The organism is Enterobacter cloacae complex sp. 402C9 (assembly GCF_050030745.1).
In the GTDB taxonomy this organism is placed as follows: domain Bacteria; phylum Pseudomonadota; class Gammaproteobacteria; order Enterobacterales; family Enterobacteriaceae; genus Enterobacter; species Enterobacter intestinihominis.
In genome coordinates this window covers 4,641,145-4,654,391 of the sequence record NZ_JBLGUW010000001.1, presented here as the reverse complement: position 1 = coordinate 4,654,391, position 13,247 = coordinate 4,641,145, and the positions used below count along the sequence as shown (strand labels likewise).

Sequence of the window (13,247 nt, the reverse complement as noted above, 5' to 3'; positions counted from 1 at the left end):
CCTAACCCTCTCCCCGGAGGGGAGAGGGGACTGCTCGGTGCGGCTTTTCACCCTCTCCCCTCAGGGGAGAGGGCAGGGGTGAGGGGCAATTTAATTCCGTCTTCGCTGCATCATCCGGCGGGTAATAATCGGCAGCGAAATCACCACGATCAGCATCGCGCCGATAATCACCGACATCACAATGCCGGGCACGTTGAGCAGGCTCAGGCCGAAGGTCACCAGCCCCATCAGGAAGGCGGCGATAATCACGCCCACCATGCTGCCGGACCCACCGAGAATATTGACGCCGCCGAGCACCGCCATCGTCACCACCGCCAGCTCCCAGCCCATCGCAATCGTCGGGCGAGTGCTGCCCAGACGCGAGGTAAGCAGCACTGACGCCAGGCCGGACATTAGTCCCACCAGCGCGAACAGCATCAGATTGTGGCGCTTCACGTTGATGCCGGAGTACCACGCGCCGGTCGGGTTGTTGCCGATGGCGTAGGTGCGGCGGCCAAAGTTGGTGCGGTGCAGCACAAAGGCAAACAGAGCGGCCAGCACGATAAACAGCGCAAACTCAAACGACAGCGCGCCCCAGACGTAGCCCTGGCCGAACCAGGCGAAGCTCTCCGGGTAGCTGTTCAGCGCCTGATCCCCGAGCAGGATGTAGGTGATCCCGCGGTACAGGCTCATGGTGCCGATGGTGATGACGATGGACGACAGGTTAAAGCGCGTCACCAGAATGCCGTTGAACAGCCCGCACAGTAGCCCGACGCCTAATCCGACGCAGACCAGCAGCGGCGTATCGACGCCCGCCGCCGCGCAAAAGCCCATCACCGTGGAGCTGAGCGCGATGGTGGAGGCTACCGACAGGTCAATTTCCCTGGCGATAATCAGCATCGCCATCGGCAACACGATGATCGCTTTTTCGGTGAAGTTGAACGTCGCGTCGGAGAGGTTCCAGATATTGAGGAAGTAGGGTGAGGCGAGCGCGTTCACCACAAACACCGCCAGCGTCACCGCCAGCAGGAACCCCTCCCAGCACAGCAGACGCTGGAAGATGCCCGGCGCAGAAGTGGGTTTGATTGCTTCAGATGTCATCATTTTGCTCATGATTTCACCGCCAGTTTCTGACGTGCCAGCGCCGCATCGCGTAGTATCAATCGGCCTTTACGTTTATTGCCGCGCTCGTTCAGCAGCACTGCTATCACAATTACCGTGCCGGAAATCGCCATCTGCCAGAACGGGGAGACGCCGATCACCGGCAGGGCGTTGTTAATCACCCCGAGGAACAGTGCGCCAAACAGACAGCCGAGCACGCGCCCGGTACCGCCCATGGTGCTGATCCCCCCAATCACACAGGCTGCCACCACCTGCAATTCAAAACCGTTAGCGACGTCAACATACGCAACGGCAAAGCGCGATATCCACAGGTAGCCGCAGAACCCGGCCAGCAGACCGGAAAGGCAGAAGCTAATGAACTGCATTTTTCCGGCGTTGATCCCGGTGTAGTACGCTGCCGTGGCATTACCGCCTGCGGTGTAGAGCGCTCGTCCGGTGCGGCTGTAGCGCAGGAAGTAGCCCACCAGCAGCAGCGCGGCGATGGCGCACCAGCTCAGCACCGGCAAGCCCAGCACTGACGCACGTGGCAGGCCGAGGAAATCTGTACCCATCTGGTTTGAGTTCACCCAGCCGCCGCCGGAGAGCAAAAAGATCATTCCGCGGTAGATGCTCATGGTGCCGAGCGTTACCACAATCGCCGGAATGCCCAGCTTCCACACCAGCAGGCCGTTTATCGCGCCCATCAGCAGCCCAAGCACGCTGGCAAGGATCAGCAGCGCCCAGACGGGCACGTCCGGGTAATGGAAATTAATCAGGGCGACAATCATCCCGGTCAGGGCCAGATTGGCCGCCATCGACAGGTCGATGCCTTTCGTGAGAAGCACCATCATCTGCCCGAGCGCGAGGACGATCAGAATGGCGGTGTCGTTAAACATCTCCACCAGGTTGCCCGGCGCGATAAACGATGGCACGCGGCTGCCAATGGCGACGATCATCAGGATAATCACCGCGCCCAGCAGGGCTTCGCGGTGTTTTAAGAGTGAGCTAAGCATTATGCCGCCTCCTGTTTTGCACCGCTGGCGGCGCTGACGATGGTTTCCGCCGTCGCGTCTCCCGCCTGGTACTCGGCCACCATCAGCCCCTCGTGCATGACGATAATGCGATCCGCCATGCCCATCACTTCCGGCAGTTCGGACGAGACCATAATTACCGCCAGCCCCTGACTGACCAGCTCGGACATAAACTGATGCACGGCTGCTTTTGAGCCGATATCGATGCCTTTTGTCGGCTCATCGAGGATAATCACGTCAGGGTGCGTCGCCAGCCATTTGCCGATCACGACCTTTTGCTGGTTGCCGCCAGAGAGGGTCTCCACCGCCTGCTTCCAGCTGAAGGCTTTCACTTGCAGGCGTTTGGCGTACTCGTCCGCCAGCTTCCATTCACGATCGTCATGCAGCACACCGTTCGGATTGAGCTTGCTGAGCTGAGGCAGGCTGATGTTCTGGGCAATCGGCAGGGCGATAATCGCCCCCTGTTTCTGTCTTTCTTCCGGCACGCAGACGATACCGGCTTTGATCGCATCCGCAGGCTGGCGGAAGCGCCGGGGCTGTCCGTTGAGGATAATTTCCCCGGACGATGGCCGCGTGACGCCGGAAAGCGCCTGCATCAGCTCGGTACGCCCGGCCCCCACCAGCCCGTAAAAGCCGAGGATTTCTCCTTTACGCAGGGAGAACGAGATATGCGCAAACTCGGTCGGATGGCAGAGGTTTTTCACCTCCAGCACCGTCTCGCCTTTTTCGCAGTCGATTTTAGGGAAAGTTTGGGTAATGGCGCGCCCGACCATCATCGACACCATGCGCTCCTCGGTGATCTCATTTATTGCACCTGCGCCGACGAACGCGCCGTCGCGCAAAATGGTGTAATGGTCCGCCAGCTCAAAAATCTCGTCGAACTTGTGGGAGATAAACAGGATGGCTTTGCCCTCCTGCTTTAAGCGCTCCACAATCTGGTAAAACTCGAGGATTTCATGCTGCGACAGCGCCGCCGTCGGTTCATCGAGGATCACCACCTGCGCCTCAAACGACAGCGCGCGGGCAATCGCCACCATGTGACGCTGGGCGATGCTCAGGGTTTTCAGCGTCGCGCGCGGGTCGATTTGCACTTCCAGCCGCATGAGGATCGCCTGCGCCCGGCGGTGCATTTCCGGCCAGTCGAGCTTTTTCAGGAAGCCTTTGTGAAGGTACTGACCGACAAAAATATTCTCGGTGACCGAGAGTTCATCAAACAGCACGGTTTCCTGGTGAATGGCGGTGATGCCCATTTTATGCGCCGACTCCGGCGTCGGGAGATGAACGGGGATCGCTTTATAGAGAATTTCGCCCTCGTCGGGCTGGTAAATGCCGGTCATCACTTTGACCAGCGTCGACTTGCCCGCGCCGTTTTCGCCGATAAGCGCCGTCACTTTGCCGGGCCACAGCGCAAGCTGCACGTTCTCAAGGGCACGCACGCCGGGGAACACCTTGGTGATGCCAGAAAGCTGTAGCAATGGGGTCATGATAGTTCTCCTGGACAGAGGAATTTGTAGGGCGGGTAAGCGGCAGCGCCACCCGCCTTTTGCCGGATGGCGCTACGCTTATCCGGCCTACAAATTGCATCAAAAGATTTTCGAGAACTTATCAATATTGCTGGCATCGTAGACGAACGGCTCGGCCATCGCGCCGTTGCCGTCAGCATCCAGCTTCACTTTGCCCAGTCTGCCCATGCTGGCCTCACCTTTCGTGGCCGTGCCTTTCACCAGGTCATCCGCCAGGTAGGTTGCCGCATAGCCGAGGTCGATCGGGTTCCAGATGGCAAAGCTCTTGCTCGCGCCGGACTTCACCGCGCCCGCCATCTCGGACGGCAGGCCTAAACCGGTGACGTACACTTTGCCAATCTTGCCCTGGTCCTTCACCGCCTGCGCAGCGGCCACAATGCCCACGGACGATGGCGAAACAATCACTTTCAGTTCGGGGTAGGTTTTCAGCAAGCCGACCGCTTCGCGGTAGCTTTTGTCAGAGAGATCGTCTCCGTAGGCCACGGTCACCAGATTGACGGACGGGTACTTCGGCAGCACCTTTTTCATCTCCGCAATCCATGTATTCTGGTTGGTGGAGGTTGGCGTGGCACTCAGCACCGCCACGTCGCCTTTCTCGACATTCAGCGCTTTCAGCGCGTCGGCGGCGAGCTTCACGTTGGTTTCGCCAATCAGGGCATTATTGGACGGGTTGAGGTGGATCTGGCGTCCGGCTTTCGCCACCCCGGAGTCCCACGACACAACCTTAATGCCGCGCTGCATCGCTTTTTTCAGCACCGGCACGACGGCGTCCGGATCGTTCGCGGAAATCGCGATCGCATCCACGCCCTGGGCGATCAACCCGTTCAGCACCTCGATCTGCGCTTCCGCCGTGGTGGTGGTCGGGCCGGTATAAATCACTTTCACATCGCCTAACTCTTTGGCCGCCTCCTGCGCGCCGACGTTCGCTGCCTCGAAGAATCCATTTCCTAAGGACTTCGCCACCAGGGCGATTTTCACTTCTGCTAAAGCGGAACCGGACAACGCCAGAGCGGCAACGGTGAGGATCAAGCTTGCTTTTATTTTCATTGCTTTTACTCCACTGACTTGAGTTAGTTGTAGGGATTGCAGGTGGTTTTCGCCCCGTCTCAATGAGCGGGGCGCGATGTTGTTATTGGTACAGATCTAACGCCGACTGCATGGGGGTGACGCCAAAGCGTTTGCCCAGGGCGATCAGCTCTTCCCGGGTGATGGTCTGCTTCATGCCGCCCATGGAATAGACCTTCACCAGCACTTCCGCGGATTTCTCAGCGGTGTCGATCAGGCCGAAGGTTTCATCCAGCGTCGGGCCGCTGCCGAAGACGCCGTGGAACGGCCACAGCACCAGTGAGTGCTTCTGCATGTCCGTTGCGGTTGCCTGACCGATTTCGTCGGTGCCCGGCACCATCCACGGCAGAATGCCGACGCCGTCCGGGAACACCACCAGACACTCGGTACTGCCTTCCCACAGTTTGCGGGTGAAGAAATCAGAATTATTTTCCAGCACGTAGGTCAGGGCGATCAGGTTGGTGGCGTGGCAGTGCATGATCACGCGGTCCTTGCCATTGGTCGCCTTGATGCGCTCGCAGTGGGAGAGGAAGTGCGCCGGCAGTTCAGAGGTAGGCACCGCGTCGTCCGTCAGACCCCAGAGAATGTGGTAGCCCGCACCGTCGCTGTCCACCTTCACCACGCCGAGGTTGGCCTGCGGGTCGAGCTGGACGTTGCGGAAGAACTTCCCGGAACCGGTGACGATAAACGGCGTGTTGGCGAGCAGCGGCATCGGCTGGCTCAGGGCGATATAGCGCGGATTCTGGTGGAAATCGGCGGCAAATGGCTCGATATCCGCGTCGTCCAGGCGTAGCGTCAGGTTGCCGCCGTTGCGCTCATCCCAGCCTTTGAGCCAGGCGTCAGAGGTGGCTTTGATCATGCCCTGGACGAACCAGGAAGTGGTGATGGTCTGCATAGTTTTCATTTCCAGTTATCGCGGTGAGGTTGAACCCCTCACCCTAACCCTCTCCCCAAAGGGGAGAGGGGATGGTTTGCTCCCTCTCCCCTTTGGGGAGAGGGCAGGGGTGAGGGGGCTGTTACCCGCGCTGACTCAACACGTCTTCCTCATATGCCCGCACGTTGTCCAGCCACTGGCTGCCCGCAGGCGCATCGTGACGCTGGCAGTACATCTCCCACACCGCCTGCCACGGCAGGGATTTCTGCTCTTCCAGCAGCGCCAGGCGCGCGGTGTAGTCGCCGTTTTCTTCCAGCTGTTTCAGGGCGGCGACAGGCTCCAGCAGCGCGCGCAGCAGGGCTTTCTTCATGTTGCGGGTGCCGATAACCCACGCCGCGATGCGGTTGATGGAGGCGTCGAAGAAGTCGAGGCCAATGTGTACGCGGTCAAAGAGGTCGTGGCGGATGATTTCGCTGGCAATGGCCTGGGTTTCGTCATCCAGCAGCACCACATGGTCGCTGTCCCAGCGCACCGGGCGGCTGACGTGCAGCAGCAGGCGCGGCACGTAGAGCATGGCGGCGGAGATTTTGTCGGAGATCACCTCGGTTGGGTGGAAGTGGCCGGCATCCAGGCACAGCGCGGTCTGGCGGCTGGTGGCGTAACCCATGTAGAACTCGTTTGAGCCCACGGTGTAGCTCTCTGCGCCAATGCCGAACAGCTTGCTCTCGACGGCGTCGATGTGGTGCGCCGGGTCCAGTTTTTCGCTGATAGCTTCATCCAGCGCGGCCAGCAGACGCTGACGCGGGGCCAGTCGGTCTACGGTGATGTCCTTCATGCCGTCCGGGATCCAGATATTCATTACCGATGGCGTGCCAAGCTGCTCGCCGAAATACGCCGAGACGCGGCGGCTGGCTTTGACATGGTCGATCCAGAACTGGCGTATTTCGTCGTTGGCGTGCGCAAGGGTAAACCCGTCCGCGCTCAGCGGGTGCGAGAAGCAGGACGGGTTAAAATCCAGACCCAGCCGGTTGGCCTTCGCCCACTCCACCCAGTTCTTAAAGTGTTCCGGTTTGATTTCGTTACGCGCGACCGGCTCGTCGGATTCGAGATAAATGGCGTGCAGGTTCAGGCGCTTTGGCCCGGGGATCAGGCTCAGCGCCAGCTCCAGATCCGCACGCAGTTCGGTGGCGTTGCGCGCTTTGCCCGGGTAGTTACCCGTGGCCTGAATACCCCCCGTCAGGGAACCGCCCGGGTTCTCGAAACCGGCGACGTCATCACCCTGCCAGCAGTGCATGGAGACGGGCAGACGGTCGAGCTGGCGCAGCGCCTCTTCGACATCCACGCCGACGGCGGCGAAACGCTGTTTAGCCAGGTCCCAGGCTTGTTCAAGTTGAGTGGTCATGCGCAAAGCTCCTTAGTCAGTCGTTTTTGCTGAAACTGCGCCCGGTAGCGGGCAATTTCATGGCAGGGATGGGGGGTGAAGGTGGTCAGGCTGTTATTCGCCGTCACCACCGAACGGAAATCGTCGACGTTTGAAAGTTCGTCCAGGGTCATCAGCTGAATGCCGATATTGCCGAGCGTGGAGGCTTCAATCGGACCTGCCACCACGGTAATGCCGCAGGCATCCGCGCAGAGCTGGTTCAGCAGCTGGTTCTGGCAGCCGCCGCCCACGATATGCAGTTGTGTGAACGGTTTGCCGCGAAGGTCAGCCAGCTCGCTCAGGATGTCGGCATACAGCAGGGCGAGGCTGTCAAAAATGCAGCGTGCCAGCTCGGCGGGGCGGGAAGGTACCGGCTGCCCCGCTTCAAAACAGGCGGCCTGGATTTCGGCGCTCATGTGCACCGGGTTGATAAAGCGATCGTCGTTCGGGTTGATCAGAAAGGTGCAGGCCTTCAGCGTTTCGGTTTCCGCGATAAGCGCGGGCAGGTCGGTGATGGCCTGCTCTTTCAGCACCCGCTGGAGCAGCCACAGCCCCATGATGTTCTTCAGCACCCGGTAGCGGCCTTCGGCACCGCCTTCGTTGGTGATGTTCGCCGCCATCGCGGCATCGCTGGTGTACGGGGTTTTGCTCTCGAAGCCCATCAGCGACCAGGTGCCGGAAGAGAGATAGGCCGCATCTTTGTCGGCGAGCGGCGAGGCAATGACCGCGCTCGCGGTGTCGTGACTGGCGACGGCGACAACAGGGATTTCATTCCCCTGCGGGCAAAGCCAGTGGCCGATCACATTGCCCGGATGGGTTGGCGCGCCGAACCAGGACGGCGAGGCGCCCGTCCAGGCCAGCAGATGTTCATCCCAGTTATCGGTGTTGATGTTGACCAGCTGCGTGGTGGTGGCGTTGGTGTATTCCCAGTTCATATTGCCGGTCAGACGGTAGCTTAAGTAGTCCGGGATCAGCAGCGCATGCGCCACCTTTTCGACCAGCTCAGGCTGTTGCTCAACCAGCGCACGTAGCTGATACAGCGTGTTAAACGGCAGGAACTGGATGCCACTGCGACCATAGATGTTCTCCTTGCCAAGCTGCGCGATGGCATGCGCCATCAGCCCATCGGTGCGGCTGTCGCGGTAGGAGACCGGCAGGCCGACGCGTTCGCCGTGACTGTCCAGCAGCACGTAATCCACACCCCAGGTATCAATGCCGATACTGTCGATGCGAATACCGTCTTCGCAGACGTTGTGAAGTCCGGTGCCGATCTCTGCTTCCAGGGCGTCGATATCCCAGGTAACAAAACCGTCCTGTTTTTGCAGACAATTGGCGAAACGGTGCATTTCGCGAAGCGTAAGGGTGTGCAGGTCGCAGTCCCAGGTGGCGAGCATTACACGGCCGCTGGATGCGCCTAAATCGACAGCCACACAATGGCGAAAAGTCATGGTCGGGTCCTTTCTTAAGTCATTACCGAGGAGTGTAAGAAAGGGAAGAAATAGCCACCTTCTCGCCACTGACAGCCCAAATCTCGCGCTGGCAAGAAAGCAAAGATGAACGTGAGGGAGTTCACAGTTTCCAGTAATCGCGGGGTTTGCAGGCAGTGTGACGCTGACCGCATTTCCCGATCTTTCCGCCTGTTTCTTGAAAAACCGGCAGCTTTTGCGCGGTTTGCTGTCAAAAATTTAAGGTGAGCGGGGAAGGCCTTAATTACTATTTTGAGAACTTTTCTCATTGGTAGAGGCCGTTATGACCGTACTGCACAGCGTCGATTTTTTTCCTTCGGGGGCTTCGCCGGTTGCGATTGAGCCACGGCTGCCTCAGGCTGCGTTCCCGGAACATCATCATGATTTTCATGAAATTGTGATTGTTGAGCACGGAACGGGCATCCACGTGTTTAATGGTCAGCCGTATACCATCAGCGGCGGTACGGTGTGCTTCGTGCGCGATCACGACAGGCACCTGTATGAACATACCGATAACCTGTGCCTGACCAATGTGCTCTATCGTTCTCCGGATGCGTTTCAGTTTCTCTCCGGGCTGAATCAGCTGTTGCCGCAGGAGAAGGACGGCCACTACCCGTCGCACTGGCGGGTGAATCAGTCCACGTTGCAGCAGGTGCGTCAGCTGGTAAGCCAGATGGAGCAGAGCGAGGATGGACAGGAGACGCACGCCATTGCTACCCGCGAGATGCTGTTTATGCAGCTGCTGGTGCTGCTGCGGCGCAGCAGCCTGGTGGAAGGGCTGGAAAATAACGACGCGCGCCTGAATCAGCTGATGGCCTGGCTGGAAGATCATTTTGCCGAAGATGTCTGCTGGGAAACGCTGGCGGATGACTTTTCGCTCTCGCTGCGCACGCTGCATCGTCAGCTCAAGCAGCATACCGGGCTGACGCCGCAGCGCTACCTCAACCGTCTGCGCCTGATCAAAGCGCGTCACCTTTTAAGGCACACGGATGAAAGCGTCACGGATATCGCCTATCGCTGCGGTTTCGGCGACAGTAACCACTTTTCAACGCTGTTTCGTCGGGAATTTAGCTGGTCGCCGCGCGATATCCGTCAGGGGAAAGACGCGTTGCTTCAGTAACGCGAGGGCAGTCACCGTTTTTTTACCGCAGAAAGGCTAATAATGTCCGGTTATTCGCCGTCGAGGTTGTGGTGTGGCTGCTCAGTTAATTCTTCGTAAAGATGATTTTTTTGCCTCCGCGAGTCAGGCCGTCGCGGTGGCGGACCGCTATCCGCAAAACGTCTTTGCCGAGCATACCCACGAGTTCTGCGAGCTGGTGCTGGTGTGGCGGGGCAACGGCCTGCACGTCCTCAACGACCGTCCCTACCGCATCACGCGCGGAGACCTGTTCTACATCCGCGCCGAAGATAAACACTCTTACGCCTCGGTTAACGATCTGGTGTTGCAGAACGTCATCTACTGCCCTGACAGGCTTAAACTGAATGTCGACTGGGCGGGCAATATCCCCGGTTTACATGATGCCAGAGGCGAACCGCACTGGCGCTTAAGCAGCAACGGCATGGCTCAGGTGCGCCAGACGATTTCCCAGCTGGAGCAGGAGAGCCAGAAGAGCGATCCGGTGGCAAACCAGATGTCGGAGCTGCTTTTTGCCCAGCTGGTGATAACCCTGAAGCGCCATCGTTACGCTACGGATAATCCCTCTGCCACCACGCAGGAAGCGCTGCTGGATAAGCTCATCACCCGGCTTGCGGGCAGTCTTAACAAGAGTTTCGTGCTGGAAAAATTCTGCGAGCAGGAGCAGTGCAGCGAGCGCGCGCTGCGCCAGCAGTTCCGCACCCAGACGGGGATGACGGTAAACCACTATCTGCGCCAGCTGCGCATCTGCCACGCTCAGTATCTGTTACAGCATACGGAGCTGATGGTGAGTGAAGTGGCGATGCGCTGCGGCTTTGAGGACAGTAACTACTTTTCGGTGGTGTTTAACCGTGAGGTGGGGATGACGCCGGTTCAGTGGCGTCATCGCAGTCGAAAGGCAGCGTAATCAGTTCGCCATGCCGAGGCCGACGATATTGGCCGCAATGATAATCACCACGCAGCCCAGGCTCAGCACGCCAACCGGACGACGCCCGGCGTTGTTCCACTCTTTCAGCACCAGCCCAACCAGCCCGCCGCACAGCACGTAGAAGCTCATGTGCAGCATCCAGCTCATGTAGTCATACTGCGCCGGAATACTGGCGTGACCCCAGGCGTAAAAGAAGAATTGCAGATACCACATCAGACCGCCGAGGGCGGAAAGCAGGACGTTGGTGACGATCAGCGGTTTTGCCAGCGAGAAGTCGGCTTTTACCGACAGATTCTTCACTTTTGCCAGACGAATGAAGCAAAAGCCGAGGTTTACCAGTGCGCCGCCGCCCATGATCACCACGTAGCTTGGCAGGGCAACGTACAGCGGGTCGACGCCCAGCGCCGCAGCGGCGTCGTGCATCGGTTTGGCGGCGTTCATCGCGAACGACATGCCCGCCGAGAAGACGCCGCACATCACCGCCAGTAGCAGCCCTTTCTTCAGGTTGAACTCTTCGGCTTTGATGCCCATCTTGCGTTCTTTCAACTGGCCCGCGCGGGTGACAATTCCCACGCCGATCACCGCTACCAGCACGCCCAGCAGCGTCATTCGCCCACCCTGGGTGTTGATCAGCACATCGAAGTTGCCGTTGAGGATTGGCGTCATCAGGGTGCCAACAATCAGCGTAATGCCGATCGCGATGCCAATCCCCATCGACATTCCGAGGTAGCGCATGGTGAGGCCGTAGTTGATATTACCGATACCCCACATCGCGCCGAACAGGAATACCGGCAGCAGGGTGGAGGCGTTGAAGGAGGAGAAGTAGCCCCAGAAATCGGGCAGCAGCATGGCGCTGATTGTCCACGGCAAAATCAGCCAGGACACGGTACCGCCAACGGACCACATGGTTTCCCATGACCAGCCTTTCACCTTTTTAAACGGGGCATAGAAACAGGCTGCACTGGCCGCGCCTATCAAATGCCAGAAGATACCCATCGTAATCGCATGATTCATTTTTACATCCTCATCGTTTTTATAGCCGGAGGCTTCCCGCCGACTTGATGAGTGTAAAAATTAGGCGGTTTGGGAACCTTCAGAAGGTTGCCGCACTTTTGTTTTGAATGGCAATCAGCACGTTAACCGCGTGAGCAGACTCACAATTCCTTCATTTCTCAAAAACCGAATAACCTTATAAAAACTACGGCATTGATAATCATTTTCAATATCATTTAATTAACTATAATGAACCAACTGCTTACGCGGCATTAACAGCTGTGCCGCCCGACAATAATGGAGAGGATTATGAGTTATACACTGCCATCCCTGCCGTATGCCTACGACGCACTGGAACCGCATTTCGACAAGCAGACGATGGAAATCCATCACACTAAACATCACCAGACCTACGTGAATAACGCGAATGCTGCGCTGGAAAGCCTGCCAGAGTTCGCTAATCTGCCTGTTGAAGAGCTGATCACCAAACTGGACCAGCTGCCAGCAGACAAGAAAACCGTGCTGCGCAACAACGCGGGCGGTCACGCTAACCACAGCCTGTTCTGGAAAGGCCTGAAAACCGGCACCACCCTTCAGGGCGACCTGAAAGCGGCTATCGAGCGTGACTTCGGTTCCGTTGACAACTTCAAAGCGGAATTCGAAAAAGCCGCTGCAACCCGTTTCGGCTCTGGCTGGGCGTGGCTGGTCCTGAAAGGTGACAAACTGGCGGTCGTTTCAACCGCAAACCAGGACTCCCCGCTGATGGGTGAAGCTATCTCTGGCGCATCCGGCTTCCCAATTCTGGGTCTGGACGTGTGGGAACACGCTTACTACCTGAAGTTCCAGAACCGTCGCCCTGACTACATCAAAGCCTTCTGGGATGTAGTGAACTGGGACGAAGCAGCAGCGCGTTTCGCCGCTAAAAAATAAGGTTGCATTGACGCCTGTGAGAAGCGAGTCTGATGACTCGCTTTTTTTGTATCTGAAGGAGTGGAGATGCATTACCCGGTGAATGTGTTTACAGGCAAGGTAAGGGAGTACGAAGGCAGTCGCCCGAGCGCTATCGCCAAAGTGCAGGTCGACGGTGAGCTGACGCTTACCGAGCTTGGTCTGGCGGGTGACCAGCAGGCCGAAAAGAAAATCCACGGCGGGCCCGATCGCGCGCTGTGCCACTATCCGCGCGAGCACTATCAGCACTGGAAAACCGAATTTCCTGAACAGGCGGACCTTTTCGTCGCCCCCGCGTTTGGCGAAAATCTCTCAACGGAAGGGTTGACGGAGAAGAACGTCTTTATTGGCGATATTTATCGCTGGGGCGATGCTCTGATTCAGGTCACCCAGCCGCGCTCGCCGTGCTTCAAACTTAACTACCATTTTGGCATTCAGGATATGTCGGCCCAGCTGCAAAACGCGGGTAAAACCGGCTGGCTGTATCGCGTTGTGCAGGCGGGACAGGTTTCGGCGGATGCGCCGATTGAGCTGGCTTCGCGCCTGAGTGAGGTGTCGGTATTCGAGGCCTGTGCCATTGCCTGGCATATGCCGTTCGACGATGAACAGTTTCACCGCCTGCTGTCAGCGGCAGGATTATCCACCAGCTGGACCAGAACGATGCAGAAGCGGCGGATAAGCGGCAAGATCGAGAGCAGTTCGCGGAGATTGTGGGGGAAATAATTGCCCCTCACCCCGGCCCTCTCCCCAAAGGGGCGAGGGTGAAAAGACCGCACCGAGCCGT

Annotated in this window: 12 protein-coding genes; 4 read left to right on the top strand and 8 right to left on the bottom strand. The window is 58.4% G+C overall.

Annotated elements, in window-relative coordinates:
• Positions 1–90: 90 nt before the first annotated feature.
• From ACQG1K_RS22120 to rhaB, 7 genes are all read right to left on the bottom strand, one after another.
• Positions 91–1,092, bottom strand: a complete 1,002-nt coding sequence (locus ACQG1K_RS22120) for an ABC transporter permease (protein WP_063152739.1) — start codon at positions 1,090–1,092, stop codon at positions 91–93.
• Positions 1,089–2,093, bottom strand: coding sequence for an ABC transporter permease (locus ACQG1K_RS22115; protein ID WP_023305096.1), 1,005 nt, complete (start codon positions 2,091–2,093; stop codon positions 1,089–1,091). The genes ACQG1K_RS22120 and ACQG1K_RS22115 overlap by 4 nt, the downstream gene beginning before the upstream one ends.
• Positions 2,093–3,595 carry a sugar ABC transporter ATP-binding protein gene (locus tag ACQG1K_RS22110; RefSeq protein ID WP_063138139.1) on the bottom strand — a complete coding sequence of 501 codons (1,503 nt, stop codon included), beginning with the start codon at positions 3,593–3,595 and terminating at the stop codon, positions 2,093–2,095. The genes ACQG1K_RS22115 and ACQG1K_RS22110 overlap by 1 nt, the downstream gene beginning before the upstream one ends.
• Before the next feature lie 99 nt (positions 3,596–3,694).
• Complete coding sequence (rhaS, locus tag ACQG1K_RS22105) at positions 3,695–4,681, bottom strand: rhamnose ABC transporter substrate-binding protein (protein WP_023298909.1); 987 nt, start codon at positions 4,679–4,681, stop codon at positions 3,695–3,697.
• Between the two features lie 82 nt (positions 4,682–4,763).
• Positions 4,764–5,594, bottom strand: a complete 831-nt coding sequence (rhaD, locus tag ACQG1K_RS22100) for a rhamnulose-1-phosphate aldolase (RefSeq protein WP_367076184.1) — start codon at positions 5,592–5,594, stop codon at positions 4,764–4,766.
• A gap of 121 nt (positions 5,595–5,715) precedes the next feature.
• Positions 5,716–6,975 (bottom strand): L-rhamnose isomerase, encoded by a 1,260-nt coding sequence (rhaA, locus tag ACQG1K_RS22095; RefSeq protein WP_022649817.1) that lies wholly within the window; start codon positions 6,973–6,975, stop codon positions 5,716–5,718.
• Positions 6,972–8,441: a rhamnulokinase gene (rhaB, locus tag ACQG1K_RS22090; protein WP_367076164.1), complete on the bottom strand. Its 1,470-nt coding sequence runs from the start codon at positions 8,439–8,441 to the stop codon at positions 6,972–6,974. The genes rhaA and rhaB overlap by 4 nt, the downstream gene beginning before the upstream one ends.
• A gap of 301 nt (positions 8,442–8,742) precedes the next feature.
• Here rhaB and rhaS (ACQG1K_RS22085) point away from each other — a divergent pair, with 301 nt between their 5' ends.
• Positions 8,743–9,579, top strand: coding sequence for an HTH-type transcriptional activator RhaS (gene rhaS / locus ACQG1K_RS22085; RefSeq protein ID WP_022649815.1), 837 nt, complete (start codon positions 8,743–8,745; stop codon positions 9,577–9,579).
• 73 nt (positions 9,580–9,652) lie between these two features.
• Positions 9,653–10,501 carry an HTH-type transcriptional activator RhaR gene (rhaR, locus tag ACQG1K_RS22080; RefSeq protein WP_126291875.1) on the top strand — a complete coding sequence of 283 codons (849 nt, stop codon included), beginning with the start codon at positions 9,653–9,655 and terminating at the stop codon, positions 10,499–10,501.
• On the opposite strand, the gene rhaT is transcribed toward rhaR, so the two are convergent.
• Positions 10,502–11,536, bottom strand: coding sequence for an L-rhamnose/proton symporter RhaT (rhaT, locus tag ACQG1K_RS22075; RefSeq protein ID WP_022649813.1), 1,035 nt, complete (start codon positions 11,534–11,536; stop codon positions 10,502–10,504). It abuts the gene before it with no gap.
• A 288-nt stretch (positions 11,537–11,824) separates the two neighbouring features.
• Between rhaT and sodA the strand changes: the two genes are divergently transcribed.
• A complete protein-coding gene (gene sodA, locus ACQG1K_RS22070) occupies positions 11,825–12,445 on the top strand; it encodes a superoxide dismutase [Mn] (RefSeq protein ID WP_003861999.1) in 621 nt (206 codons plus the stop codon).
• Positions 12,446–12,511: 66 nt separating this feature from the next.
• Positions 12,512–13,186: a 6-hydroxyaminopurine reductase gene (gene yiiM, locus ACQG1K_RS22065; protein WP_038416933.1), complete on the top strand. Its 675-nt coding sequence runs from the start codon at positions 12,512–12,514 to the stop codon at positions 13,184–13,186.
• Positions 13,187–13,247 lie beyond the last annotated feature (61 nt).

Excerpts from the sequence above, each read along its gene's own strand:
- ACQG1K_RS22120 (WP_063152739.1), bottom strand. The coding sequence starts at position 1,092 with ATGAGCAAAATGATGACATCTGAAGCAATCAAACCCACTTCTGCGCCG.
- ACQG1K_RS22115 (WP_023305096.1), bottom strand. The coding sequence starts at position 2,093 with ATGCTTAGCTCACTCTTAAAACACCGCGAAGCCCTGCTGGGCGCGGTG.
- ACQG1K_RS22110 (WP_063138139.1), bottom strand. The coding sequence starts at position 3,595 with ATGACCCCATTGCTACAGCTTTCTGGCATCACCAAGGTGTTCCCCGGC.
- rhaS (WP_023298909.1), bottom strand. The coding sequence starts at position 4,681 with ATGAAAATAAAAGCAAGCTTGATCCTCACCGTTGCCGCTCTGGCGTTG.
- rhaD (WP_367076184.1), bottom strand. The coding sequence starts at position 5,594 with ATGCAGACCATCACCACTTCCTGGTTCGTCCAGGGCATGATCAAAGCC.
- rhaA (WP_022649817.1), bottom strand. The coding sequence starts at position 6,975 with ATGACCACTCAACTTGAACAAGCCTGGGACCTGGCTAAACAGCGTTTC.
- rhaB (WP_367076164.1), bottom strand. The coding sequence starts at position 8,441 with ATGACTTTTCGCCATTGTGTGGCTGTCGATTTAGGCGCATCCAGCGGC.
- rhaS (WP_022649815.1), top strand. The coding sequence starts at position 8,743 with ATGACCGTACTGCACAGCGTCGATTTTTTTCCTTCGGGGGCTTCGCCG.
- rhaT (WP_022649813.1), bottom strand. The coding sequence starts at position 11,536 with ATGAATCATGCGATTACGATGGGTATCTTCTGGCATTTGATAGGCGCG.
- sodA (WP_003861999.1), top strand. The coding sequence starts at position 11,825 with ATGAGTTATACACTGCCATCCCTGCCGTATGCCTACGACGCACTGGAA.
- yiiM (WP_038416933.1), top strand. The coding sequence starts at position 12,512 with ATGCATTACCCGGTGAATGTGTTTACAGGCAAGGTAAGGGAGTACGAA.